Source organism: Pseudomonas sp. 57B-090624, assembly GCF_003234055.1.
GTDB lineage: Bacteria > Pseudomonadota > Gammaproteobacteria > Pseudomonadales > Pseudomonadaceae > Metapseudomonas > Metapseudomonas tohonis.
Window position 1 is genome coordinate 74,488 of sequence record NZ_QKRU01000001.1, and the last position, 25,868, is coordinate 100,355.

Sequence of the window (25,868 nt, forward strand, 5' to 3'; positions counted from 1 at the left end):
TCCACAGCTCACTTCTTCTTCACGGGCCGCTTCCAGCCTTCGATGTTGCGCTGCTTGGCGCGGCCCACGGCCAGGGCGTGAGCGGGCACGTCCTGGGTGATGACGGAGCCGGCACCGGTGGTGGCGCCGGCACCGAGGCTCACAGGCGCGACCAGGGCGCTGTTGGAGCCGATGAAGACGTCCTCGCCCATGACGGTGCGGGACTTGTTGGCGCCGTCGTAGTTGCAGGTGATGGTGCCTGCACCGATGTTGGTGCGCGCGCCGATCTCGGCATCGCCCAGGTAGCTCAGGTGGCCAGCCTTGGCGCCCTCGCCCATCACGGCGTTCTTCAGTTCGACGAAGTTACCCACATGGGCCTTGGCGCCCAGTACGGCACCAGGACGCAGGCGGGCGAACGGGCCGCAGTCGGCGCCTTCGCCCAGCTCGGCGCTATCCAGGTGGCTGTTGGCCTTGACGATGGCGCCACGGCGCAGGGTGCTGTCCTTGATGACGCAGTTGGGGCCGATCTGGACATCGTCTTCGATCACCACACGGCCTTCGAGGATCACGTTCACATCGATCAGCACGTCGCGGCCCACGATGGCCTCGCCACGCAGGTCGAAGCGCGCCGGGTCCAGCAGGGTCACGCCCTGAGCCATCAGGCGGCGGGCGGCACGCTTCTGGTAGTGCCGTTCGAGGTCGGAAAGCTGGATGCGGTCGTTGGCGCCCTGCACTTCCATGGCGTCCTGGGGCTGCTCGGTGGCCACCACCAGGCCGTCGGCGACCGCCATGGCGATGACGTCGGTCAGGTAGTACTCGCCCTGGGCGTTGTCGTTGGAGAGACGCCCCAGCCAGTCGGCCAGGCGCTTGCCGGGCACGGCGAGGATGCCGGTGTTGCCTTCGCGGATCGCACGCTGCTCGGGGCTGGCGTCCTTGTGCTCGACGATGGCCTTCACCACGCCCTGCTCGTCCCGCACGATGCGGCCGTAGCCGGTGGGGTCGTCCAGCTCGACGGTGAGCAGTGCCAGTTGCTCGGGGCCGACTTTCTGCAGCAGGCGCTCCAGGGTTTCCACTTCGATCAGCGGCACGTCGCCATAGAGGATCAGCACGCGCTCGGCGCTGACATGCGGCAAGGCCTGGGCCACGGCATGGCCCGTGCCCAGTTGCTGGGCCTGGATCACGAAACCGAGGTCGTCGGCCGCCAAACGCTCCTTGACCCTGTCGGCACCGTGTCCGATCACCACGTGGATGCCCTGGGGCTGAAGCTTGCGGGCGCTGTCGATGACATGGCCGAGCATCGGCTTGCCCGCGACGGGGTGGAGGACCTTGGGCAGGGCCGAGCGCATGCGGGTGCCCTGGCCGGCGGCGAGGATGACGATATCGAGCGACATGGAGGGTGCTTCCGAGCCTGTGGATAACCGGCTGAGCCGGAAAAGAAAAAGGGTAGCCAAGGCTACCCTTTTACTCGCTTGCGATGAAGAGCGCGGGATCAGCCGCCGAACTTCTTGCGGATCTGCTGGACGGTGCGCAGCTGGGCTGCAGCCTCGGCCAGACGAGCAGCAGCAGCGGAGTAATCGAACTCCGCGCCCTGCTCGTGCAGGGCCTTCTCAGCAGCCTTGAGGGACTCCTGAGCAGCCGCTTCGTCCAGGTCGCCAGCGCGCAGAACGGTGTCGGCCAGGACCTTCACCATGTTCGGCTGAACTTCGAGGAAACCACCGGAGATGTAGTACACCTCCTCCTCGCCACCCTGCTTCACCACGCGGATCGGGCCCGGCTTGAGGTCGGTGATCAGCGGGGCGTGGCCCGGCGCGATACCCAGATCGCCGAGGTTGCCGTGCGCAATCACCATCTCCACCAGACCGGAGAAGATCTCCGCTTCGGCGCTGACGATATCGCAATGGACAGTAATAGCCATACGCTTGCCTCACGTAAGCGCCCGTTGCCGGGCGCCCAGGGGGTTACAGTTTCTTCGCTTTCTCGATGGCTTCTTCGATGCCGCCGACCATGTAGAACGCCTGCTCGGGCAGGTGATCGTAGTCGCCGTTGAGGATGCCTTTGAAGCCAGCGATGGTGTCCTTCAGGGAGACGTACTTGCCGGGCGAACCGGTGAATACTTCGGCCACGAAGAACGGCTGGGACAGGAAGCGCTGGATCTTACGAGCACGGGATACGAGCTGCTTGTCCGCTTCGGACAGTTCGTCCATACCCAGGATCGCGATGATGTCCTTCAGTTCCTTGTAGCGCTGCAGGACGTACTGGACGCCGCGAGCGGTGTCGTAGTGGTCCTGACCGATCACCAGCGGGTCGAGCTGGCGAGAGGTGGAGTCCAGCGGGTCGACCGCCGGGTAGATACCCAGGGAGGCGATGTCACGGGACAGAACGACGGTGGCGTCCAGGTGGGCGAAGGTGGTCGCCGGGGACGGGTCGGTCAGGTCGTCCGCAGGAACGTATACGGCCTGGATCGAGGTGATCGAACCGGTCTTGGTGGAGGTGATGCGCTCTTGCAGAACGCCCATTTCCTCGGCCAGGGTCGGCTGGTAACCCACCGCGGACGGCATACGACCCAGCAGCGCGGATACTTCGGTACCGGCCAGGGTGTAGCGGTAGATGTTGTCCACGAACAGCAGAACGTCACGGCCTTCGTCGCGGAACTTCTCGGCCATGGTCAGGCCGGTCAGTGCAACGCGCAGACGGTTGCCCGGCGGCTCGTTCATCTGGCCGTATACCAGCGCCACTTTGTCCAGAACGTTGGAGTCCTTCATCTCGTGGTAGAAGTCGTTGCCCTCACGGGTACGCTCACCCACACCGGCGAACACGGAATAACCGCTGTGCTCGATGGCGATGTTACGGATCAGTTCCATCATGTTCACGGTCTTGCCGACACCGGCACCACCGAACAGGCCGACCTTGCCGCCCTTGGCGAACGGGCAGACCAGGTCGATTACCTTGATGCCGGTTTCCAGCAGCTCGTTGGAGCCAGCCTGCTCGGCGTAGGACGGCGCGGGGCGGTGGATTTCCCACTGCTCTTCTTCGCCGATGGGGCCGGCTTCGTCGATCGGGTTGCCCAGCACGTCCATGATCCGGCCGAGGGTCGCTTTGCCCACCGGTACGGAGATGGCCTTGCCAGTGCTGCCGACGTCCAGGCCACGTTTCAGGCCTTCGGTCGAACCCATCGCAATGGTACGTACCACGCCGTCGCCCAGCTGCTGCTGAACTTCGAGGGTGGTTTCGGCGCCTTGAACTTTCAGCGCCTCGTAGACGTTCGGTACCTGGTCACGCGGGAATTCCACGTCGATGACGGCGCCGATGATTTGAACGATACGTCCGCTACTCATCATTTGGTCCTCTGAATATTTGAACCGTTCTTAAACCGCGGCAGCGCCGCCGACGATTTCCGAGATCTCTTGGGTAATCGCAGCCTGACGGGCCTTGTTGTAGACCAGCTGAAGTTCGCTGATCAGGTCACCGGCGTTGTCAGTGGCGTTCTTCATCGCGATCATCCGCGCCGCTTGTTCGGCTGCGTTGTTCTCGACGACCGCCTGGTACACCTGCGACTCCACGTAGCGCACCATCAGGCCGTCCAGCAGCTCTTTGGCGTCGGGTTCGTAGAGATAGTCCCAGTGGTGCTTGAGATCCTGGTCGGCATCTGCCACCAGCGGAACCAGCTGCTCCACGGTGGGCTTCTGGGTCATGGTGTTGATGAACTTGTTGGACACCACCGAGAGACGGTCGATACGACCTTCCAAGTAGGCATCCAGCATCACCTTGACGCTGCCGATCAGGTCGTTGATCGAAGGCTCTTCGCCGAGTTGGCTGATGGCTGCGACGACGTTGCCGCCGAAGTTGCGGAAGAATGCCGCACCTTTGCTGCCGATCACGCAGAGATCGATCTCCACGCCCTTCTCGCGGTTCGCCGACATGTCCTTGACCAGGGCCTTGAACAGGTTGGTGTTCAAGCCACCGCACAGACCACGGTCACTGCTCACCACGACATAACCGATGCGCTTGATTTCACGCTCGATCATGAACGGATGGCGGTACTCCGGGTTGGCGTTGGCCAGATGACCAATCACCTGACGGATACGCTCCGCATAGGGACGGCTGGCAGCCATGCGCATTTGAGCCCTGCGCATCTTGCTGACGGCCACCTTTTCCATGGCGCTGGTGATCTTTTGCGTGCTTTTGATGCTCGCAATCTTGCTGCGAATCTCTTTTGCGCCTGCCATTTGACACCTATCGGGTTAGCAGGCGGGCGTCTTGCGACGCCCGCTGCGGCTTACCAGGTTTGGGTGGCTTTGAACTTCTCGATGCCGGCTTTCAGGCCTGCGTCGATTTCGTCGTTGAAGTCACCCTTCTCGTTGATCTTCGCCAGCAGAGCGGCGTGATCCCGGTTGAAGTAGGCAATCAGGGCCTGCTCGAAGGCGCCGACTTTGGCGACTTCGATGTCCTGCAGGAAGCCACGTTCGGCCGCGTACAGGCTCAGCGACATGTCGGCGATCGACATGGGCGCGTACTGCTTCTGCTTCATCAGCTCGGTAACGCGCTGACCGTGTTCCAGCTGCTTGCGGGTCGCTTCGTCCAGGTCAGAGGCGAACTGGGCGAAAGCCGCCAGCTCACGGTACTGGGCCAGGGCGGTACGGATGCCACCGGACAGCTTCTTGATGATCTTGGTCTGGGCTGCGCCACCTACGCGGGATACCGAGATACCGGCGTTGACGGCCGGACGGATACCCGAGTTGAACATGGCGGATTCCAGGAAGATCTGACCGTCGGTGATGGAGATCACGTTGGTCGGAACGAACGCGGAAACGTCACCGGCCTGGGTTTCGATGATCGGCAGAGCGGTCAGGGAACCGGTCTTGCCAGTCACGGCGCCATTGGTGAACTTCTCGACGTACTCTTCGGAAACGCGGGAAGCGCGCTCCAGCAGACGGCTGTGGAGATAGAACACGTCGCCCGGGTAGGCTTCGCGGCCCGGCGGGCGGCGCAGCAGCAGGGAGATCTGGCGGTAGGCAACGGCTTGCTTGGACAGATCGTCATAAACGATCAGCGCGTCTTCGCCGCGGTCGCGGAAGTACTCGCCCATGGTGCAGCCGGCGTACGGTGCGATGAACTGCAGCGCAGCGGATTCGGAAGCCGAGGCAGCCACCACGATGGTGTTGGCCAGGGCGCCGTTCTCTTCCAGCTTGCGTACCACGTTGGCGATGGTCGATTGCTTCTGACCGATGGCAACGTAGACGCAGCGGATGCCGCTGTTCTTCTGGTTGATGATGGCGTCGACCGCGAGGGCGGTCTTGCCGATCTGACGGTCACCGATGATCAGCTCGCGCTGGCCACGGCCTACCGGGATCATGGCGTCGACGGACTTGTAGCCGGTCTGTACCGGCTGGTCGACCGACTTACGCCAGATCACGCCCGGCGCGACCTTCTCGACAGCGTCGGTGGCGACGTTGTTCAGAGGGCCTTTGCCATCGATCGGGCTGCCCAGGGCGTCGACCACGCGGCCCAGCAGTTCCGGACCGACCGGGACTTCCAGGATGCGACCGGTGCACTTGGCGCTCATGCCTTCGGCGAGGGTCAGGTAGCTGCCGAGGACCACGGCACCCACGGAGTCTTGTTCCAGGTTCAGCGCCATACCATAGACGCCACCGGGGAACTCGATCATCTCGCCGTACATAGCGTCGGCCAGACCATGGATACGCACGATACCGTCGGACACGCTGACGATGGTGCCTTCGTTACGGGCTTGAGAGGACACGTCGAGTTTCTCGATGCGCCCCTTGATGATTTCACTAATTTCGGAAGGATTGAGTTGCTGCATTGCTCTGCTGCCCCTTCAAACTCAAGATTTCAACGCTTCGGCCAGTTTCGCGAGCTTGCCGCGAACCGAGCCATCGATAACCAGGTCGCCGGCGCGGATGACGACGCCGCCTATAAGGCTGGCATCCTCCGCGGCGTGCAGACGCACTTCCCGGCTGAGCCGTGCGCTGAGAACCTTGGCGAGTTTGTCTTGCTGTTCAGTGTTCAATGCGAAGGCACTGGTGACTTCCACATCGATCGACTTCTCCTGCTCGGCCTTGTACAGCTCGAACAGGTTGGCGATCTCCGGCAGCAGCACGAGGCGGCTGTTCTCGGACAGGATGTGGACGAAATTACTCGCCGGTACATCGAACTTGTCACCAACCACCTCGACAAAGGTGTTGGCTTTTTCTTCGCTCGTCAGACGCGGGGCTTTGAGCACTTGCTGCATGGTGGTGTCCTGGGACACCGCAGCGGCCAGGCCTAGCATGGCCGACCAGGCGGCCAGCTGCTGATGGGCCTGGGCGTACTCGAAAGCAGCCTTGGCGTAAGGTCGGGCCAGCGTGGTCAGTTCTGCCATGATCGCCCTCGCTTAGATTTCGGCGGCCAGTTTGTTAACCAGCTCCGCGTGCGCGTTTTGATCGATAGTGGCACCCAGGATCTTCTCGGCACCGCCGACGGCCAGGCTACCCAGTTGGGCGCGCAGCGCGTCTTTGACGCTGTTCAGTTCCTGCTCGATCTCGGCCTGAGCCTGCGACTTCAGTCGCTCGCCTTCCACACGGGCCTGATCGCGAGCTTCGTCGACGATCTGGGTACCGCGTTTCTTGGCCTGCTCAATGATTTCAGCTGCCTGGGCCTTGGCTTCGCGCAGTTGCTGGGCCACTTTTTCGTGGGCCAGCTCCAGGTCACGAGCCGCGCGATTGGCAGCGTCCAGGCCGTCGGCGATCTTCTTCTGACGGTCGCGCAGTGCCGTGATGACCGGAGGCCACACGAACTTCATGCAGAACAGTACGAAGATGAAGAACGCGACGGACTGGCCGATCAGGGTTGCATTAATGTTCACGCCAACACCTCGCTCGTTCGTTGTCAGTCCAATCCTCTGCGAAGAGGATTATTGGGCTACCTGAGCAATGAACGGATTAGCGAAGGTGAAGAACAGAGCGATACCAACGCCGATCATGGTCACGGCGTCCAGCAGGCCGGCGACGATGAACATTTTGACCTGCAGCATCGGGACCATTTCCGGCTGGCGAGCAGCGCCTTCCAGGAACTTGCCACCCAGCAGACCGAAGCCGATAGCGGTACCCAGGGCACCCAGGCCAATCAGCAGAGCAACGGCGATCGCAGTGAGACCTACTACAGTTTCCATTTTTCCTCCCGACTTTATGTCGTGTTGGTTAAGGTTTAAGTGAAGCGGTAAAACGAAATCGTCTTCTTTCCAGCTGCCCTTTCGGGCTTCCCGCGTCGACTGACGCGGGACCATTTCGAACCTCGCACCCTCATCCGCCCTTGGGGCACCTCCTCCCGGGGGAGAAGGACATCAGGTGCGAGCTGCGTTCTTAATGGTTGTCTTCGTGCGCCATCGACAGATAGACGATGGTCAGCATCATGAAGATGAAGGCCTGCAGGGTGATGATCAGGATGTGGAACACGGCCCACGCCCACTGCAGTGCGATACCCAGGCCGCTCAGCAGGATCATGCCGGCGCCGAACATCACGGCGATCAGGATGAACACCAGTTCGCCGGCGTACATGTTGCCGAACAGACGCAGGGCCAGGGAGATCGGCTTGGCCACCAGGGTCACGAACTCGAGCAGGAAGTTCACCGGGATCAGCAGGATCTGAACGAAGATGTTCTTGCTGCCGAAGGGGTGCAGGGTCAGCTCGCCGATGAAGCCGCCGATGCCCTTGACCTTGATGCTGTAGAAGATGATCAGCGCGAAGACCGACAGGGCCATGCCCAGGGTGGCGTTCGGGTCAGTGGTCGGTACGGCGCGGAAGAACAGGTGCTCGTTGCCGCTGATCTTGGCCGCCAGGACCGGAATCCAGTCCACCGGCACCAGGTCGATGGCGTTCATCAGGAAGATCCAGACGAAGATGGTCAGCGCCAGCGGGGCGATCAGCGGGTTACGGCCGTGGAAGGTGTCCTTCACGCTGCCGTCGACGAAGTCGACCATGACTTCGACCAGGTTCTGCAGGCCGCCGGGGATGCCGGAGGTGGCTTTCTTGGCAGCCAGGCGGAAGAGGATCACGAACAGCAGGCCGACGGCGATGGACCAGCCCAGGGTGTCCACGTGGAAAGCCCAGAAGCCCATTTCCTTGGCTTGCTCGGCAGTGTGGGCGAAGCCCCATTCGCCGGACGGCAGTTTACCGAAAGTCAGGTTTTGCAGGTGGTGCTGGATATAGCCCGAAGCGGTTTGCTCTGCCATGTTTGCCTCAAACGCCCTAAGGTTTCGAAAATCTTGTTCTCATCAGCAGGGGAGCGAACCAGCTGACCGCCTGGGTCAGCAGGAAGACACCGAATACCACCGGTGCATCCAGGGGTTTCACGCCTGCGAACGTCAGTGCGAACAGCACCGCCGTCAGAATCATCTTGCCCATCTCGCCGGCATAGAAAGACCGGACTATCGCCTGAGCCGCCCGCGCCCCGCTGAAACGGAACGCCTTGTGGGCGAAGTACATGTTCGGCACCCAGGCGACCAGGCCACCGCACAGACCAGAATATCCCGCTACGCCATCGCGCCACTGCCAGAGAACGACAGCGGCCAGCAGCAACACGACCAGTTGGGCCAGCAGTACCGGGAATACCGGAAGGCGATGGAAGGGCAGGCGGTTTTGCGTGCGTAAATCCATCGCAGCGGGTCCTCTGAGTCGGCGCCTCGAATCAATAACTTGGCATAGTTTGTGCCGACAAAATTGCGCGCAGAGTATAGGGGCGTAATACCCCCTGTTCAACTGCCGGGTAGTGAATTCCGACCGCGCGCTACATGGCCAAATGTTTCAACGGATGTGGGCCAGAACGCCTTGCAACTCATCGAGGGAGTTGTAGCGGATGACCAGCTGGCCCTTGCCCTTCTGGCCATGCTTGATCTGCACGGGAGCGCCCAACCGCTCAGCGAGGCGCTGTTCGAGGCGACTGATGTCCGGATCGGCCTTGACCGGTTCGACAGCTTTCTCCTTGCCGCTCAGCCACTGGCGTACCAGTGCCTCGGTTTGGCGCACGGTCAGGCCTCGTGCGACAACATGTCGCGCCCCTTCCACCTGCTGTTCGGCCGGTAATCCGAGCAATGCGCGGGCATGGCCCATTTCCAGATCGCCATGGGAAAGCAGGGTCTTGATCTCCTCGGGGAGGGCGATCAGGCGCAGCAGGTTGGTGATGGTCACGCGCGATTTGCCAACCGCCTCGGCGACCTGCTGCTGGGTCAGCTGGAATTCCTGCTGCAGTCGCTGCAGGGCGACCGCTTCCTCGATCGGGTTGAGGTCTTCGCGCTGGATGTTCTCGATCAGCGCCATGGCGATGGCGGCTTCGTCCGGCACCTCGCGCACCAGGGCGGGGATGCGCTCCAGGCCGGCCTGGTGGCTGGCACGCCAGCGCCGTTCACCGGCGATGATCTCGAAGCGCCCCCCATCGATGGGACGTACCACGATGGGTTGCATGACGCCCTGGGCGCGAATGGACTGGGCCAGCTCCTCGAGGGCGGTGGGATCCATGTCACGACGGGGTTGGTACTTGCCGCGCTGGATCAGTTCCAGGGGGAGGTTCTGCAGCTCGCGAGTATCGGCCTTGGCGGCCTCCTCCTGCAGGACGGTGGGGGTAGTGCCGCCCAGCAGGGCGTCCAGGCCGCGGCCCAGACCTCTTTTTTTCGCTGCCATGCGGTTTCCTTATGCGGTAGCGGTTTTGGCGTTCGCACGCTGGCGGCGAACCAGCTCGCCGGCCAGCGCCAGGTAGGCGATGGCGCCACGGGATTGCTTGTCGTAGACCAGTGCCGGCATGCCGAAGCTGGGGGCCTCGGCGAGGCGGACGTTACGAGGGATGACGGCGTCGTAAAGCTTGTCGCCGAAATGCTCCTTGAGCTGGGCGGTGACATCGTTGGTGAGGCTGATGCGCGGGTCGTACATGGTGCGCAGCAGGCCTTCGATCTTCAGGCTCGGGTTGAGCAGTTGGCCGATGCGCTGGATGCTGTTGACCAGATCCGACAACCCCTCGAGTGCGTAGTACTCGCACTGCATGGGGATGATCACGCCGTCGGCGGCAACCAGGGCGTTGATGGTCAGCATGTTCAGCGACGGCGGGCAGTCGATGAGGATGTAGTCGTAGTTCTCGCGGATCGGCGCCAGCGCATAGCGCAGTCGGCTCTCCTTCATCTTCATTTCCAGCAGGGCGACTTCGGCGGCGGTCAGGTCGCGGTTCGCCGGCAGCAGCTGGTAGCCACCGTGCTCGGAGAACTGCATGGCCTCGGCCAGGTCGCACTCGCCGATCAACACGTCGTAGATCGAGTTCTCCAGGGCGTGCTTGTCGATGCCGCTGCCCATGGTCGCGTTGCCCTGGGGGTCGAGGTCGATCAGCAGCACGCGGCGCTTGGTCGCGACCAGCGAGGCGGCCAGGTTGATGCAGGTGGTGGTCTTGCCCACTCCACCTTTCTGGTTGGCGATCGCGAATACCTTGGCCATGGCTGCCTTTCCCCCTTATTCCGTGCGGCGCAGTATCAGCAGATGGCGCTGGCCTTGGCAACCGGGAACCGCCAGGGCGTGTTCGGCTTCAAGGCGGAAGTCATCCGGCAGTGCGACCAGTTCGTCGCTGGGGTGCACGCCCTTCATCGCCAGCCAGCGGGTGTCGCCATCGCCCAGGTGGCGGGTCCAGTTGGCGAAGTCCTCCAGCGAGCTGAAGGCACGGGAGATGATGCCGGCGAAGGGCCGCTCGGGCTGAACGGCCTCGACACGACTGTGGATAACTTCGAGGTTGGCCAGCTTGAGCTCCAGCTTCACCTGGGTGAGGAAGCGGGTCTTCTTGCCATTGGAGTCCAGCAGGGTGAAGCACCGATCAGGGAACAGGATGGCCAGCGGAATGCCGGGCATGCCGCCACCGCTGCCGACGTCCAGCCAGTGGTCGCCCAGCGCGGCCACATGGGGCACGACGCTGAGGCTGTCGAGCAGGTGGCGCGAGACCATCTCGTCCGGGTCGCGCACCGCAGTCAGGTTGTAGGCCTTGTTCCACTTGATCAGCAGCGCCAGGTAGGCCAGCAGCAGTTCCTGCTGGTTGGCGGAAAGTTCGACTGCGAGTTGCTGCGCGCCACGGGACAGTTCGTCGGCGTGGCGGGAGGTGACCTGCGACATCAGGCGCTCTGCTCCAGTTGGCGACCGGCGCCGCGTTTCTTCAGGTGGATCAGCAGCAGCGAGATGGCCGCCGGGGTGACACCAGGGATGCGCGAGGCCTGGCCCAGCGTTTCCGGACGGCTGAGGCCGAGCTTGTGCTGGATCTCCTTGGACAGGCCGGAGATGGTCGCGTAGTCGAGGTCAGCCGGTAGCCGGGTGTCCTCGCTGGCGCGCAGGCGGGCGATCTCGTCCTGCTGGCGGTCGATGTAGCCGGCGTATTTGGTCTTGATCTCGACCTGCTCGGCGACCTGCGGGTCTTCCGCACCCTGGCCGGTCACTTCCACCAGGCCGGCGTAGTCGATTTCCGGGCGGCTCAGCAGGTTGAGCAGGTTGTACTCATGGGTCAGCGGCGTGCCGAAGCGCTCGGCGATGGCATCGCCCTGGGGCGTGCCCGGACGTACCCAGGTGCTCTTCAGGCGTTGCTCTTCGAGGGCGATGCCCTCGCGCTTCGCCTCGAACGCGCTCCAGCGGCGGTCATCGACCAGGCCGAGCTCGCGGCCCTTCTCGGTGAGGCGCAGGTCGGCGTTGTCCTCGCGCAGGATCAGCCGGTACTCGGCGCGCGAAGTGAACATGCGGTAGGGCTCCTGGGTACCCAGGGTGATCAGGTCGTCGACCAGTACGCCGATGTAGGCCTCGTCGCGACGCGGGCACCAGGCTTCCTTGCCCTGGGCACGCAGCGCGGCGTTGGCGCCGGCGAGCAGGCCCTGGGCACCGGCTTCTTCATAGCCGGTGGTGCCGTTGATCTGCCCGGCGAAGAACAGGCCGCCGATGACCTTGGTCTCCAGGCTGTACTTGAGGTCGCGCGGGTCGAAGTAGTCGTACTCGATGGCGTACCCGGGACGCACGATGTGGGCGTTCTCCATGCCGCGGATGGAACGGACGATGTCCAGCTGAACATCGAACGGCAGCGAGGTGGAGATACCGTTCGGGTACAGCTCGTGGGTGGTCAGGCCCTCGGGCTCCAGGAACACCTGGTGGCTGTCCTTGTCGGCGAAGCGGTGGATCTTGTCCTCGATCGACGGGCAATAGCGCGGACCGACGCCTTCGATCACACCGGAGTACATCGGCGAGCGATCCAGATTGCTGGCGATGATCTCGTGGGTGCGCGCGTTGGTGTGGGTGATCCAGCAACTGACCTGGCGCGGATGCTGTTCCTTGTTGCCGAGGAAGGACATCACCGGGATCGGCGTGTCGCCGGGCTGTTCGGTCATGACCGAGAAGTCCACCGAACGCCCATCGATGCGCGGCGGTGTGCCGGTCTTCAGGCGCCCGACGCGCAGGGGCAGTTCGCGAAGGCGTTTGGCCAGGGCGATGGACGGCGGGTCGCCGGCACGACCGCCGGAATAATTCTGCAGGCCGATGTGGATAAGTCCGCCGAGGAAGGTTCCCGTGGTCAACACCACGGACTGCGCGTGGAAACGCAGGCCCATCTGGGTGACGACGCCTTTCACCTGATCGTTTTCCACAATCAGGTCATCGCATGCCTGCTGGAATATCCACAGGTTCGGCTGGTTCTCAAGGATTTCGCGGATGGCGGCCTTGTAGAGCACGCGGTCGGCCTGGGCACGGGTGGCACGCACCGCCGGTCCCTTGCGGCTGTTCAACACGCGGAACTGGATACCGCCGAGGTCGGTAGCGACGGCCATCGCACCGCCGAGTGCATCGATCTCCTTGACCAGATGACTCTTGCCGATGCCCCCGATCGCGGGGTTGCAGCTCATCTGGCCGAGTGTCTCGACGTTGTGCGTCAGCAGCAGGGTCTTGACCCCCATGCGCGCGGCCGCCAGAGCAGCCTCGGTGCCGGCATGGCCGCCGCCGATAACGATCACGTCAAAACGGGAAGGGAAATCCACCACGCACCTCGTGCCTGTTCTGTAGATGGGTAATCAGGGAAGGCGGCAAGTATAGGGACTTCCCCTCGGTGAATGAAGCCTTCTGCACAAAAAATAGCCAACCGTTCGGAGGGCTCCTTCTCTGCATCCATCCGACCGCTTTTCAGTCCCCAGGCTTCGGGCTAATAGAAAATAAGAGAGAAAGAATTCTTATAGAGCTTGTTCATTGTTTATATGAATGGTGTGGACGATTTTTGTGGATAACTGCCTCTAGCCCAAGATCCACAGGCTTTACAGACGATGATAAGCCTGTGTTGATCCTGGCCGTTTCCTCCGGGTAAGCCGTGGAGCCCCTGTGGATGAAACGATGACTTACCCACAGGTCTGTTATGCCCCCTGTTATCCTCAGGCTTATGGACTGGGTTCAGGCATGGTTATGCACAGGGTTTGTTTTGCCATGTATAAGTCAATGCGCCATAAAAAAAGCCACCCGGAGGTGGCTTTGCCTGGAGCGGTGGCGGTCATTTGCCGATGCAGAAGCTTGAGAAGATCCGCCCGAGCAGATCGTCCGAGCTGAAGGCTCCGGTGATTTCTCCCAGGGCCTGCTGCGCGTGGCGCAGATCCTCCGCCAGCAGTTCACCGGCGCCGGCCGCCGTGAGCTGGTTACGCCCGTGTTCCAGGTGGGCGCTGGCCTGGCGCAGTGCTTCCAGGTGGCGCCGGCGTGCACTGAAACTGCTCTCCGCAGTCTGCTCGTAGCCCATGCAGGCCTTGAGGTGCTCGCGCAGCAGCTCCAGGCCATCGCCTGAGCGGGCAGAGAGACTCAGCGTCACGTGGCCGTCGGCACTGCTTTGCAGGTCGATGGTGTCGCCGGAGAGGTCCGCCTTGTTGCGGATGAGGGTCACCTTGGCCGGATCCGGTCGGCTGTCGAGGAATTCGGGCCACAGCGCGAACGGATCGGCACTCTCGGCGGATGTGGCATCGACCACCAGCAGCACGCGATCCGCTTCCGCGATCGCCTTGAGGGCCCGCTCCACGCCGATCTTTTCCACATGGTCGTCGGTGTCCCGAAGGCCGGCGGTGTCCACCACATGCAGTGGCATGCCATCGATGTGGATATGTTCGCGCAACACGTCCCGGGTGGTACCGGCGATATCGGTGACGATGGCCGCCTCGCGCCCGGCAAGCGCATTGAGCAGGCTGGACTTGCCGGCGTTCGGTCGCCCGGCGATGACCACGGTCATGCCTTCGCGCAGCAATGCGCCTTGTCCGGCTTCACGCAGAACTGTGGATAAGTTTTCGCGTACACCGTCGAGCAGCCCGAGTACGTGGCCGTCGGCGAGGAAATCGATTTCCTCTTCCGGGAAGTCGATGGCGGCTTCCACGTAGATGCGCAGCTGGATCAGCTTCTCGGTCAGGGCATGGACCCGCCGGGAAAACTCGCCCTGCAGCGAGCGCAGCGCGTTACGGGCGGCCTGTGCGGAGCTGGCCTCGATCAGGTCGGCGATGGCCTCGGCCTGGGCCAGGTCGAGCTTGTCGTTGAGGAAGGCCCGCTCACTGAACTCGCCCGGGCGGGCCTGGCGGGCGCCGAGTTCCAGGCAGCGGCGCAGCAGCAGGTCGAGTACCACCGGGCCGCCATGGCCCTGCAGCTCGAGCACGTCTTCACCGGTGAAGGAGTTGGGCCCGGGGAAATAGAGCGCGAGTCCTTCATCGAGGGTGGCGCCGCTGGCATCGTGGAAAGGGCCGTAGTGGGCGTAACGGGGCTTCAGCTGGCGCCCGGCCACGGCCTGGGCGATATGCGATGCCTGCGGGCCCGAGACCCTGACGATACCGACGCCGCCACGGCCCTGGGCTGTGGCGACGGCGGCGATGGTTTCACGGGGGGCGTTCATGACGTGAACCTCGATCTGCGTGGGGCGGATAGCAAGACGCCCCACAGAGGGGGCGTCTTTTCAAGCGTGGGCGAAGGTGGGCGGTCAGGCCGCCACCTTGCTCGCTGCTTCGATCCGGCGGGTAATGTACCACTGCTGGGCGATGGACAAGCAGTTGTTGACTACCCAGTAAACCACCAGGCCGGCGGGGAACCAGAGGAAGAAGAAGGTGAAGATGATCGGCATCAGCTTCAGCACCTTGGCCTGCATGGGGTCCGGCGGCGTCGGGTTCAGCTGCTGCTGGATGAACATGGTGGCGCCCATGATGATCGGCAGGATGAAGAACGGGTCCTTGATCGACAGGTCGGTGATCCAGAACATCCACGGTGCCTGGCGCATCTCGACGCTTTCCAGGAGTACCCAGTAGAGGGCGAGGAACACCGGCATCTGCACGAGGATCGGCAGGCAGCCGCCGAGCGGATTGATCTTCTCCTTCTTGTACAGCTCCATCATCGCCTGGGACATCTTCTGGCGATCATCACCGAACTGCTCCTTCAGGGCCTGCAGTTTCGGCGACACGGCGCGCATGCGGGCCATGGACTTGTAGCTGGCGGCCGAGAGCGGGAAGAAGGCGAGCTTGATCAGCACGGTGAGGACGATGATCGACCAGCCCCAGTTGCCGAGGATGCTGTGGATATGTTGCAGCAGCCAGAAGATCGGCTGGGCGATGAACCACAGGAAACCGTAGTCGACGGTCAGTTCCAGGCCCGGGGAAAGCTCCTTCAGGTGGTTCTGCACCTTCGGGCCGGCATACAGGGTGGCTGACGCTTCGCCCTGGCCACCGGCGGGGACGCTCAGGCTGGAGCCGACGAAGCCGACGATGTAGTTGCCTTTCGGGTCCTTGCGGCTCTGGATGACGTTGGTCTGGCCCTTGTCGGCGACCCACGCGGTGACGAAGTAGTGCTGCAGCCAGGCGACCCAGCCACCGCTCACGCTTTCCTTGAACCAGGCATCCGGGTTGCCTTCGCGGCGCTTCTCGTCCTGCTTGTCGATGTCCTTGATGGAGATCTTCTTGTAGGGCTCGCTGGGGGTCCAGACGGCGGCGCCGAGGTAGGTCGATACACCGGTGGCGGTACTGGAGGACGGGTCGGCGCTGCCGTCGCGCTTGAGCTGCGCGTACATGCTGCCGTTCCAGGCCTGGGCGCTCTGGTTGTCGATGCGGTAGGCGACCTGCAGGTCGTACTTGCCGCGGGTCAGGGTGAAGCGCTTGACGTAGTTGACGCCGTTCTCGCTGAAGGTCAGTTCGACCACCAGCTGATCCTGGCCGTCAGCCAGCTTGTATTGGCGCTGGGCGGCGCTGTAGAGCGGGCGACCGCTGCTGCGCGCGTCCGGACCGTTGGTGCCGATCAGGCCGCTCTGGGCCTGGTACAGGCGCTCGTTGCCGTTGTCGAACAGCTGGAACGGAACGTCGGGGCGGTCCTGGCGGCGCGGGAACTTCGGCAGGGTCAGCTGGACGATGTCGCCGCCGTTGGGGTCGATGGCCAGGTTGAGCACGTCGGTCTCGACGCGGATCAGCTCGTTGCTCGGCGCCACCTGGGCAGCGGCGGGTGCGCTGTGCTCGGTGTTGTCGGCGGTCGGGACGTCGTCATTGGCTGCTTGCTGTGCCGGCGTTGCGGTGTCAGGCAGCGTCGCGGTATTGGCGGCGGGTGCGCTGGCGGTCGGCAGGGCGGCCTGGCCGTAGTCCTGGTTCCACTGAAGAACCATCAGGTAGGACACGATTGCCAGGGCGACGATCAGGATCGAGCGTTGAATATCCATGATTACTCGGCCATCGAAGGGGATTGGGAGGTTTTTACGGGCGGAACCGGGTCGTAGCCGCCGGGATTCCAGGGATGGCAGCGGCCTAGCCGACGCGCGGCCAGCCAGCCACCGCGCAGGAGACCATGGTTCTCGATGGCCTCCAGCGCGTAGCAGGAACAGCTGGGATAGAAGCGACAGTGACTGGCCATCAGCGGGCTGATGGCATAGCGGTAGAACTGGATCGGAACGAGGGCCAGTTTACGCATGGGGACTGTCGGCCACCCCTGATTCGGTCGTGGATTCAGGGCGAGGCCGGCTGCGGGCGAGACGCTTCCAGAGCTTGCCGAACTGATGACTCAGCTCTTCGTTCTCCAGATCGCCCAGGCCTTTTTTCGCCACGATCACGATGTCCCAGCCAGCCAGCAACTCGAGGTTGTGACGGAAGGACTCTCTGATCTGGCGTTTGAGGCGGTTGCGTTCGACTGAAAGCTTGACGCTCTTCTTGCCGATCACCAAACCCAGCCGGGGATGATCCAGAGCGTTGTCGCGCGCGAGCAGCAGGACGTTCTTGCCGGGAACCTTGCCGGTAGGGGAGTCGAAGACTGCCTTGAATTGCCGGGGAACCAGCAGACGCTTTTCCCGGCCGAAGCCTCGACTCACCACCTGTTCCGGGTGAATCAGACGGTCAGGCGCTTGCGGCCCTTGGCGCGGCGACGCGACAGGACTGCACGGCCGTTCTTGGTAGCCATGCGGGCACGGAAACCGTGTACACGAGCGCGCTTGATGGTGCTGGGTTGGAAAGTGCGTTTCATGATGCTTTACCTGGTTGATCACAACGGGCCGGAAGTGGCCCCCGTTTAAAGAGACCGGGGATTCTAGAGAAACAGCGCGGGCAGGTCAATTTCCAACCAACTCTTCCGATCAAAATATGTAAGAAAGGAAAGAGTACTTAAGAAAGACTCGTTTTGTTTATAACTCTTGGGTAGGTCCAGGCCTGTGGAAAAGCCAGGCGAAGCTTAGTGATCCCTGACCTTGACCAAAGGATAAGGCTGTCTGGAAGCGGTGGCCGACCTGTGCGCCGGCTGGGTACAACCTGGGGATGAATGGCCGAGTTGCCCACAGGCAGGTTATGCACCGAGGCCAGTGGGCGGTTGTCCAGTGGGTTATTGGGTGGTTATCCACAAAGTTCCGTAGTCTTTGCGATAGCCCGTAGATATCCAATAACGTCTTGATTTTCCTTGGTGAAATGGCGTTCTTCGTGTGGATAACTTTTCCCCCGGCAGCTACAATGACGCCTGTTTTTTCGCGTCGTACTCCTTTCCTTTTGGGGGATATCCGTGTCAGTGGAACTTTGGCAGCAGTGCGTCGAGCTACTGCGTGACGAGCTGCCCGCCCAGCAATTCAATACCTGGATTCGCCCGTTGCAGGTTGAGGCCGAGGGAGACGAGCTCCGTGTCTATGCGCCCAACCGTTTCGTGCTGGACTGGGTCAATGAAAAGTACATGGGGCGCCTTCTCGAACTGCTCGGTGAGCGTGGCAACGGGCTTGCGCCCGCCCTCTCCTTATTAATAGGCAGCAAGCGCAGCATGCCGCCGCGCGTGGCGCCGGTCCCTCTCTCCGCCCCTCCGGTCATGACGGCGCCGCCGCCGGTAGCGCCGGTCGCCGCGCAGCGGGTCGAGACGGTGGAAGACTCCCGTGGCGGTTTCGATCCCCTCGCCTCGGTTTCCGCTCCCCCGGCCGTGCGCACCGAGCGTGCGGTGCAGGTTGAAGGTGCGCTCAAGCACACCAGCTACCTGAACCGTACCTTCACCTTCGAGAACTTCGTCGAGGGCAAGTCCAACCAGCTGGCCCGCGCGGCGGCATGGCAGGTCGCCGACAACCCCAAGCACGGATACAACCCGCTGTTCCTCTATGGCGGCGTCGGCCTGGGCAAGACCCACCTCATGCACGCGGTGGGCAACCACTTGCTGAAGAAGAACCCCAACGCCAAGATCGTCTACCTGCATTCCGAGCGTTTCGTGGCGGACATGGTCAAGGCGCTGCAGCTGAACGCGATCAACGAGTTCAAACGGTTCTACCGTTCGGTTGACGCGCTGCTGATCGATGACATCCAGTTCTTCGCGCGCAAGGAGCGCTCTCAGGAGGAGTTCTTCCACACCTTCAACGCCCTTCTTGAGGGTGGCCAGCAGGTGATCCTTACCAGCGACCGCTATCCGAAGGAGATCGAAGGCCTGGAGGAACGTCTCAAGTCCCGCTTCGGCTGGGGCCTGACCGTTGCCGTCGAGCCGCCCGAACTGGAGACCCGCGTCGCCATCCTGATGAAGAAGGCCGAGCAGGCGAAGGTCGACCTGCCACACGATGCCGCGTTCTTCATCGCCCAACGCATCCGTTCCAACGTACGCGAGCTGGAAGGTGCACTGAAGCGGGTGATTGCCCACGCCCACTTCATGGGGCGCGATATCACCATCGAGCTGATCCGCGAATCGCTCAAGGACCTGTTGGCCTTGCAGGACAAGCTGGTCAGCATCGACAACATCCAGCGCACGGTGGTCGAGTACTACAAGATCAAGATCTCGGACATGCTCTCCAAGCGCCGCTCGCGCTCGGTGGCGCGTCCACGCCAGGTGGCCATGGCCCTTTCCAAGGAGCTGACCAACCATAGCCTGCCGGAGATCGGCGACGCCTTTGGCGGACGAGACCACACCACAGTTCTGCACGCCTGTCGTAAGATTGCGGAACTCAGGGAATCCGACGCGGATATCCGCGAGGACTACAAGAACCTGCTGCGTACGCTCACCACTTGATAGCTCAAGCGCAGCCCATTGAGGCAAGGGACTAGACCATGCATTTCACCATTCAACGCGAAGCCCTGTTGAAACCCCTGCAACTGGTCGCCGGCGTCGTCGAGCGCCGCCAGACCTTGCCGGTTCTATCCAACGTCCTGCTGGTGGTCGAAGGCCAACAGCTGTCGCTGACCGGTACCGACCTCGAAGTCGAACTGGTTGGCCGTGTGACCCTGGAAGAGAGCGCCGAGCCTGGCGAGATCACCGTACCGGCACGCAAGCTGATGGACATTTGCAAGAGCCTGCCGAGCGACGCGCTCATCGACATCCGCGTCGACGAGCAGAAGCTGCTGATCAAGGCCGGGCGCAGCAAGTTCACCCTGTCCACCCTGCCGGCCAATGACTTCCCCACGGTCGAGGAAGGCCCGGGTTCCCTCACCTTCAGCCTGGTACAGAGCAAGCTGCGCCGCCTCATCGAGCGCACCAGTTTCGCCATGGCCCAGCAGGACGTCCGCTACTACCTGAACGGCATGCTGCTGGAAGTCAGCGCCAACCTTCTGCGCGCCGTCGCCACCGATGGACACCGCCTGGCCATGTGCTCCATGGAATCCGGCATCGAGCAGGCCGACCGTCACCAGGTCATCGTGCCGCGCAAGGGCATTCTCGAACTGGCCCGTCTGCTCACCGAGCAGGACGGTGAGGTACGCATCGTCCTCGGCCAGCACCACATCCGCGCTACCACCGGCGAGTTCACCTTCACTTCCAAGCTGGTGGACGGCAAGTTCCCCGACTACGAGCGCGTGCTGCCCCGTGGTGGCGACAAGCTGGTGGTCGGCGATCGCCAGGCACTGCGCGAAGCGTTCAGCCGCACTGCGATTCTTTCCAACGAGAAGTACCGGGGTATTCGTCTGCAGCTTGCGTCCAGCCTGCTGAAGATCCAGGCCAACAACCCGGAGCAGGAAGAGGCCGAGGAAGAAGTGGCCGTCGAGTACAACGGCAGCAACCTGGAAATCGGGTTCAACGTCAGCTACCTGCTGGACGTGCTGGGCGTGATGACCACTGACCAGGTGCGTCTGATCCTCTCCGACTCCAACAGCAGTGCCCTGCTCCAGGAGGCGGGTAACGACGACTCCGCTTACGTCGTCATGCCGATGCGCCTGTAACCACTCGATGTCCCTTAGCCGCGTCACTGTCACCGCGGTGCGAAATCTGCACCCGGTGACACTCTCCCCCTCCCCTCGCATCAACATCATTCACGGCGCAAACGGCAGCGGTAAAACCAGCCTGCTCGAAGCGATCTATCTCCTCGGTCTCGCCCGCTCCTTCCGCAGCGCCAAGCTGCAGCCGGTCATCCAGTACGAGCAACCGGCCTGCACCGTTTTTGGCCAGGTCGAATTGCTTGAAGGGCGGACCAGTAGCCTGGGTATATCCCGAGATCGCCAGGGTGAGTTCCAGATCCGGATCGACGGGCAGAACGCCAAGAGCGCCGCGCAACTCGCCGAAACCTTGCCGTTGCAAGTGATCAATCCGGATAGTTTCCGCTTGCTGGAAGGCGCCCCGAAGATCAGGAGGCAGTTCCTCGATTGGGGAGTGTTCCACGTGGAACCTCGTTTTCTCCCAGCCTGGCAACGCCTGCAGAAGGCCCTGAGACAGCGGAACTCGTGGCTCCGGCATGGTACACTTGACGCCGTTTCGCAAGCGGCTTGGGACCGGGAACTGTGCTTGGCCAGCGATGAAATCGATGGCTATCGAAGGGCCTACATACAGGCGCTAAAGCCGGTTTTCGAACGCACTCTGGGTGAGTTGGTCGAGCTCGACACTCTCAGCCTGAGTTACTACCGCGGCTGGGACAAGGATCGAGAGCTCGCAGAAGTACTCGCGTCTTCCCTCCTCCGGGACCAGCAGATGGGTCATACCCAGGCTGGCCCTCAACGAGCCGACTTGCGACTGCGCCTTGGAGCGCACAATGCGGCCGACATCCTCTCGCGTGGTCAGCAGAAGCTGGTGGTCTGTGCGTTACGAATCGCACAAGGTCATCTGTTGAACCAGGCGAAGCACGGCCAATGTATCTATCTGGTCGACGATCTTCCGTCTGAACTGGATGAGCAGCATCGACGCGCGTTGTGTCGATTGCTGGACGATTTGGATTGCCAGGTGTTCATCACCTGTGTCGATCGAGAACTAATGAGGGACGGCTGGCGAACGGATACGCCGGTAGCCATGTTCCACGTGGAACATGGTGGTATCACCCAGACCTTTGATCATCGGAGTGAAGCATGAGCGAGAACAACACGTACGACTCTTCCAGCATCAAGGTGCTGAAGGGACTGGACGCCGTACGCAAGCGCCCCGGTATGTACATCGGCGATACCGATGATGGTACCGGTCTGCACCACATGGTGTTCGAGGTCGTCGATAACTCCATCGACGAAGCGCTGGCGGGCTACTGCTCCGAGATCAGCATCACCATCCATACCGACGAATCCATCACCGTCCGAGACAATGGCCGCGGAATTCCTGTGGATATCCACAAGGAAGAAGGCGTCTCGGCGGCCGAAGTCATCATGACCGTGCTCCATGCCGGCGGTAAGTTCGACGACAACACCTACAAGGTGTCCGGCGGCTTGCACGGTGTCGGTGTTTCGGTGGTGAACGCGCTCTCCGAAGAGCTGCGCCTGACCATTCGCCGCGCTGGCCAGGTCTGGGAGCAGATCTACCACCATGGCGTCCCGCAGTTTCCGCTGCGCCCGGTGGGCGAGACCGACGGTACGGGGACGGAAGTTCACTTCAAGGCCTCCAGCCAGACCTTCAACAACATCCATTTCAGCTGGGACATCCTGGCGAAACGCCTGCGTGAGCTGTCTTTCCTCAACTCGGGCGTCGGAATCGTCTTGCGTGATGAGCGCTCCGGCAAGGAAGAGCTGTTCAAGTACGAGGGCGGCCTGAAGGCATTCGTCGAGTACCTGAACACCAACAAGACCGTGGTGAATCAGATCTTCCACTTCAACATGCAGCGCGAAGAAGACGGCGTGGGCGTCGAAGTGGCCCTGCAGTGGAACGACAGCTTCAACGAGCACATTCTCTGCTTCACCAACAACATTCCTCAGCGCGACGGCGGTACCCACCTTGCCGGCTTCCGCTCGGCGCTGACCCGCAACCTGAACAACTACATCGAGCAGGAAGGGCTGGCGAAGAAGTTCAAGATCGCCACCACCGGTGACGACGCTCGCGAAGGCCTCACCGCCATCATCTCGGTCAAGGTTCCGGACCCGAAATTCAGCTCCCAGACCAAGGACAAGCTGGTTTCCAGCGAAGTCAAAACTGCGGTGGAACAGGAAATGGGCAAGTATTTCGCCGACTTCCTGCTGGAAAATCCCAACGAAGCCAAGGCTGTGGTCGGCAAGATGATCGATGCTGCCCGCGCCCGTGAAGCCGCGCGCAAGGCCCGTGAGATGACCCGCCGCAAAGGCGCTCTGGACATCGCAGGCTTGCCCGGCAAGTTGGCGGACTGCCAGGAGAAGGACCCTGCCCTCTCCGAACTCTACATAGTGGAGGGTGACTCCGCGGGCGGCTCCGCCAAGCAGGGCCGTAACCGCAGGACCCAGGCGATCCTGCCGCTCAAGGGCAAGATCCTCAACGTCGAGAAAGCCCGTTTCGACAAGATGCTGTCCTCGCAGGAAGTCGGCACCCTGATCACCGCGCTTGGTTGCGGTATCGGGCGTGAGGAATACAACATCGAGAAACTGCGCTATCACAACATCATCATCATGACCGACGCCGACGTCGACGGTTCGCACATCCGTACCCTGCTGCTGACCTTCTTCTTCCGTCAGATGCCCGAGCTGATCGAGCGTGGCTACATCTACATCGCCCAGCCGCCGCTCTACAAGGTCAAGCGCGGCAAGCAGGAGCAGTACATCAAGGACGACGAGGCCATGGACGAGTACATGACCCAGTCGGCGCTGGAAGACGCCAGTGTGCATGTCAACGAGAGCGCCCCTGGCCTCGCCGGTGAGGCCCTGGAGCGTCTGGTCAACGAGTACCGCGTGGTGATGCGCACCCTCAAGCGCCTGTCGCGCCTGTATCCGCAGGAACTCACCGAGCACATGATCTACCTGCCCCGCGTGAGCCCGGAGCAGCTGGCTGACCAGGCTGCCATGCAGACCTGGCTGGAAGCCTTCCAGGAGCGCCTGAGGGCCTCCGAGAAGTCGGGCCTCACCTATTCCGCCAGCCTGCGTGAAGACCGCGAGCGCCACCTGTGGCTGCCGGAAGTGGAGCAGGTTGCACACGGCCTGTCCCACTACATCACCTTCAACCGCGACTTCTTCGCCAGCAATGACTACAAGCTAGTGACCGCTCTGGGCGACCAGCTGAACAACCTGCTGGAAGAGGATGCGTTCGTGCAGCGTGGTGAGCGCCGCAAGGCCATCTCCAGCTTCAAGGAAGCCCTGGGCTGGCTGATGACGGAGAGCACCAAGCGTCACACCATCCAGCGATACAAGGGGCTGGGCGAGATGAACCCGGAGCAGCTTTGGGAAACCACGATGGACCCGAACGTGCGTCGCATGCTCAAGGTCACCATCGAGGACGCCATCGGCGCCGACCAGATCTTCAACACCCTGATGGGTGATGCGGTCGAGCCCCGTCGCGACTTCATCGAAAGCAATGCCCTGGCAGTGTCCAACCTCGACGTCTGAGTCCGGGTCTGGAATTGCTCGAAGAAGAAGCCCCGGCATGCCGGGGCTTTTTATTGGATCGGAAGAAGGAAGACGCGATGAGCGATTCAGATCGGCAGGCAGTACCCAGCGACGAGGAGATAGCTGCCTACATGCAGCGATTGGTGCGCTCGGGAAGGGTGAAAGCGGCGGTGCTGGTAGCCCAGACGGAGAAGCAATTCCCGACGGCGGGGAGGGACAGGATCATTCGCTGCTACAACGCCCTGGACTCGAAATACCTCAAGGGTTAGAGCGATCGGAAAGACGCTTATGCACTTTTTTCCGATATTTTCCCCGGCTGCTGAAAGCCCCGTCGATCAAGGCTCTCAGCGATTCAAATGGCACAAAGCCGGTATTTAATCCACAGCTTATCCACAAATTCAGGCCTGGCTGGAAACCGGCTCGTCCAAGGGCTGCTGCTGGCCCTCGAGCTCGCGCTGAGTCTGTTCCACCCAGGCGTGGGCGCGGTCGTTGAGCTCGGCGATGGCGCGGGGCCCGGTGCCTTCGGCGAACATCAGGGGGCCGATGACGACCTGGATGGTGCCGGGGTACTTCGCCCAGCCTTCCTTGGGCCAGAAGCTGCCGGCGTTGTGGGCGATGGGCAGTACCGGCATGCCGGCATTCACCGCCAGCGCCGTGCCGCCACGGGAGAACTTGCCCATCTGCCCGACCGGGACGCGGGTCCCCTCCGGGAAGACCAGCACCCAGGCACCCTGCTTCAGGCGTTCGTCGCCTTGCTTGGCCAGCTGCTTGAGCGCGGCCTTGGGATTGTTGCGATCGATGGCGATCGGCTTGAGCAGCGCCATGGCCCAGCCGAAGAAGGGCACGAACAGCAGCTCGCGCTTGACCACCTGGCTCAGTGGCTCGAAGAAGCCGGAGAGGAAGAAGGTCTCCCAGGTGCTCTGGTGCTTGGCCAGGATCACACAGGGCTCGGCGGGCACGTTCTCAAGCCCATGCACCTCATAGCGCACGCCGGCGACCACCCGGGCCAGCCAGGTCGCGAAGCGACACCAGCGCCAGACGACGAAGCGGTAGCGGGCCCGGAACGGCAGGAAGGGGGCGACGAAGAAGCTCAGCGTTCCCCAGACGAAGGCGCTGGACGACAGCAGCAGGTAGAAGAAAAAGGTTCTGATTGCCTGCACTGTCGTCATGGTGTCCTTGGCCTTAGTTGAGAAGGTGCGCGGCTATCGCCGCCAGATCGTCGAATAACAGGGTATCGCCCGGCAAACCCTTCGCCAGAGTGATTTCGCCCTTGCCGGTCCTAACCAGTACGGGCTGACAATCGACGGCCCGAGCGGCTTCCAGGTCACCACTGCTGTCGCCGACGAACCACACGCCGACCAGAGGTACGCCATAGTGCGCGGCGATCTGGTGCAGCATGCCGGGCTTCGGCTTGCGGCAATCGCACCCATCGTCCGGGCCGTGGGGGCAATGCACGATCAGCCCCACTTCCCCGCCCTGCTCCGCCACCAGCTCGCGCAGGCGTGCGTGCATGGCATCGAGGGTTGCCAGGGGGTAATAGCCGCGGGCGATGCCCGACTGGTTGGTGGCCACGGCCACGGTCCAGCCTGCACGTGACAGGCGCGCGATGGCCTCGATGGAGCCCGGGATGGGGATCCATTCGTCGACCGACTTGATGTACGCGTCGGAGTCCTGGTTGATGACACCGTCGCGGTCGAGGATGAGTAATTTCATGACTTCAGCTTGAAGCTAGAAGCC

The 25,868-nt window shown here is 62.4% G+C and carries 26 protein-coding genes; 5 read left to right on the top strand and 21 right to left on the bottom strand.

Features of this window, described 5'->3' with window-relative positions; genetic code table 11:
- Positions 1-8 precede the first annotated feature (8 nt).
- From glmU to rpmH, 19 genes are all read right to left on the bottom strand, one after another.
- Entirely contained in the window at positions 9-1,370 is a 1,362-nt protein-coding gene (gene glmU / locus DMX10_RS00320) for a bifunctional UDP-N-acetylglucosamine diphosphorylase/glucosamine-1-phosphate N-acetyltransferase GlmU (protein ID WP_111259218.1), read from the bottom strand.
- A gap of 98 nt (positions 1,371-1,468) precedes the next feature.
- Complete coding sequence (locus DMX10_RS00325; RefSeq protein ID WP_111259219.1) at positions 1,469-1,894, bottom strand: F0F1 ATP synthase subunit epsilon; 426 nt, start codon at positions 1,892-1,894, stop codon at positions 1,469-1,471.
- A gap of 43 nt (positions 1,895-1,937) precedes the next feature.
- Positions 1,938-3,314: a F0F1 ATP synthase subunit beta gene (gene atpD, locus DMX10_RS00330; protein WP_111259220.1), complete on the bottom strand. Its 1,377-nt coding sequence runs from the start codon at positions 3,312-3,314 to the stop codon at positions 1,938-1,940.
- A 30-nt stretch (positions 3,315-3,344) separates the two neighbouring features.
- Positions 3,345-4,205, bottom strand: a complete 861-nt coding sequence (gene atpG, locus DMX10_RS00335) for a F0F1 ATP synthase subunit gamma (RefSeq protein ID WP_111259221.1) — start codon at positions 4,203-4,205, stop codon at positions 3,345-3,347.
- Between the two features lie 50 nt (positions 4,206-4,255).
- The gene (atpA, locus tag DMX10_RS00340) at positions 4,256-5,800 is read right to left on the bottom strand and encodes a F0F1 ATP synthase subunit alpha (protein ID WP_111259222.1); all 1,545 of its coding nucleotides are present in this window, start codon (positions 5,798-5,800) and stop codon (positions 4,256-4,258) included.
- 21 nt (positions 5,801-5,821) lie between these two features.
- The gene (locus DMX10_RS00345; RefSeq protein ID WP_111259223.1) at positions 5,822-6,358 is read right to left on the bottom strand and encodes a F0F1 ATP synthase subunit delta; all 537 of its coding nucleotides are present in this window, start codon (positions 6,356-6,358) and stop codon (positions 5,822-5,824) included.
- 12 nt (positions 6,359-6,370) lie between these two features.
- Positions 6,371-6,841 (bottom strand): F0F1 ATP synthase subunit B, encoded by a 471-nt coding sequence (locus DMX10_RS00350; protein WP_111259224.1) that lies wholly within the window; start codon positions 6,839-6,841, stop codon positions 6,371-6,373.
- Positions 6,842-6,889: 48 nt separating this feature from the next.
- Positions 6,890-7,147: a F0F1 ATP synthase subunit C gene (atpE, locus tag DMX10_RS00355; protein WP_003457994.1), complete on the bottom strand. Its 258-nt coding sequence runs from the start codon at positions 7,145-7,147 to the stop codon at positions 6,890-6,892.
- Positions 7,148-7,337: 190 nt separating this feature from the next.
- Positions 7,338-8,207: a F0F1 ATP synthase subunit A gene (atpB, locus tag DMX10_RS00360; RefSeq protein WP_111259225.1), complete on the bottom strand. Its 870-nt coding sequence runs from the start codon at positions 8,205-8,207 to the stop codon at positions 7,338-7,340.
- A gap of 16 nt (positions 8,208-8,223) precedes the next feature.
- Positions 8,224-8,631, bottom strand: a complete 408-nt coding sequence (locus tag DMX10_RS00365; RefSeq protein ID WP_111259226.1) for a F0F1 ATP synthase subunit I — start codon at positions 8,629-8,631, stop codon at positions 8,224-8,226.
- A 147-nt stretch (positions 8,632-8,778) separates the two neighbouring features.
- Entirely contained in the window at positions 8,779-9,651 is an 873-nt protein-coding gene (locus tag DMX10_RS00370; protein ID WP_111259227.1) for a ParB/RepB/Spo0J family partition protein, read from the bottom strand.
- Between the two features lie 9 nt (positions 9,652-9,660).
- Entirely contained in the window at positions 9,661-10,449 is a 789-nt protein-coding gene (locus DMX10_RS00375) for a ParA family protein (RefSeq protein WP_111259228.1), read from the bottom strand.
- Between the two features lie 15 nt (positions 10,450-10,464).
- Positions 10,465-11,112 carry a 16S rRNA (guanine(527)-N(7))-methyltransferase RsmG gene (gene rsmG / locus DMX10_RS00380; protein WP_111259229.1) on the bottom strand — a complete coding sequence of 216 codons (648 nt, stop codon included), beginning with the start codon at positions 11,110-11,112 and terminating at the stop codon, positions 10,465-10,467.
- Positions 11,112-13,004, bottom strand: a complete 1,893-nt coding sequence (gene mnmG / locus DMX10_RS00385) for a tRNA uridine-5-carboxymethylaminomethyl(34) synthesis enzyme MnmG (protein WP_111259230.1) — start codon at positions 13,002-13,004, stop codon at positions 11,112-11,114. Before mnmG ends, rsmG begins: the two co-directional genes overlap by 1 nt.
- Positions 13,005-13,504: 500 nt before the next feature.
- Positions 13,505-14,872, bottom strand: coding sequence for a tRNA uridine-5-carboxymethylaminomethyl(34) synthesis GTPase MnmE (gene mnmE / locus DMX10_RS00390; protein WP_111259231.1), 1,368 nt, complete (start codon positions 14,870-14,872; stop codon positions 13,505-13,507).
- An 84-nt stretch (positions 14,873-14,956) separates the two neighbouring features.
- On the bottom strand, positions 14,957-16,669 hold the full coding sequence (yidC, locus tag DMX10_RS00395) for a membrane protein insertase YidC (RefSeq protein ID WP_111259232.1): 1,713 nt from the start codon (positions 16,667-16,669) through the stop codon (positions 14,957-14,959).
- Between the two features lie 2 nt (positions 16,670-16,671).
- Positions 16,672-16,917 (bottom strand): membrane protein insertion efficiency factor YidD, encoded by a 246-nt coding sequence (yidD, locus tag DMX10_RS00400; protein WP_111259233.1) that lies wholly within the window; start codon positions 16,915-16,917, stop codon positions 16,672-16,674.
- Positions 16,910-17,314 carry a ribonuclease P protein component gene (rnpA, locus tag DMX10_RS00405; protein WP_111259234.1) on the bottom strand — a complete coding sequence of 135 codons (405 nt, stop codon included), beginning with the start codon at positions 17,312-17,314 and terminating at the stop codon, positions 16,910-16,912. The genes yidD and rnpA overlap by 8 nt, the downstream gene beginning before the upstream one ends.
- Positions 17,315-17,328: 14 nt before the next feature.
- Positions 17,329-17,463 (bottom strand): 50S ribosomal protein L34, encoded by a 135-nt coding sequence (rpmH, locus tag DMX10_RS00410; protein ID WP_021217136.1) that lies wholly within the window; start codon positions 17,461-17,463, stop codon positions 17,329-17,331.
- Between the two features lie 525 nt (positions 17,464-17,988).
- On the opposite strand from rpmH, the gene dnaA reads away from it, so the two are divergent.
- The 5 genes from dnaA to DMX10_RS00435 all read left to right on the top strand — a co-directional run bounded on the left by dnaA (position 17,989) and on the right by DMX10_RS00435 (position 24,400).
- Positions 17,989-19,455: a chromosomal replication initiator protein DnaA gene (gene dnaA / locus DMX10_RS00415; RefSeq protein ID WP_111259235.1), complete on the top strand. Its 1,467-nt coding sequence runs from the start codon at positions 17,989-17,991 to the stop codon at positions 19,453-19,455.
- A 38-nt stretch (positions 19,456-19,493) separates the two neighbouring features.
- The gene (gene dnaN, locus DMX10_RS00420; protein ID WP_111259236.1) at positions 19,494-20,597 is read left to right on the top strand and encodes a DNA polymerase III subunit beta; all 1,104 of its coding nucleotides are present in this window, start codon (positions 19,494-19,496) and stop codon (positions 20,595-20,597) included.
- Positions 20,598-20,604: 7 nt separating this feature from the next.
- Entirely contained in the window at positions 20,605-21,714 is a 1,110-nt protein-coding gene (recF, locus tag DMX10_RS00425; protein WP_111259237.1) for a DNA replication/repair protein RecF, read from the top strand.
- Positions 21,711-24,131, top strand: a complete 2,421-nt coding sequence (gene gyrB / locus DMX10_RS00430) for a DNA topoisomerase (ATP-hydrolyzing) subunit B (protein ID WP_111259238.1) — start codon at positions 21,711-21,713, stop codon at positions 24,129-24,131. Before recF ends, gyrB begins: the two co-directional genes overlap by 4 nt.
- 77 nt (positions 24,132-24,208) lie before the next feature.
- Complete coding sequence (locus tag DMX10_RS00435) at positions 24,209-24,400, top strand: hypothetical protein (protein ID WP_111259239.1); 192 nt, start codon at positions 24,209-24,211, stop codon at positions 24,398-24,400.
- 129 nt (positions 24,401-24,529) lie between these two features.
- Here DMX10_RS00435 and DMX10_RS00440 read toward each other — a convergent pair whose 3' ends face one another.
- Complete coding sequence (locus tag DMX10_RS00440) at positions 24,530-25,300, bottom strand: 1-acyl-sn-glycerol-3-phosphate acyltransferase (RefSeq protein WP_111259240.1); 771 nt, start codon at positions 25,298-25,300, stop codon at positions 24,530-24,532.
- 13 nt (positions 25,301-25,313) lie between these two features.
- Positions 25,314-25,844: a D-glycero-beta-D-manno-heptose 1,7-bisphosphate 7-phosphatase gene (gmhB, locus tag DMX10_RS00445; RefSeq protein WP_111259241.1), complete on the bottom strand. Its 531-nt coding sequence runs from the start codon at positions 25,842-25,844 to the stop codon at positions 25,314-25,316.
- Between the last annotated feature and the right edge of the window lie 24 nt (positions 25,845-25,868).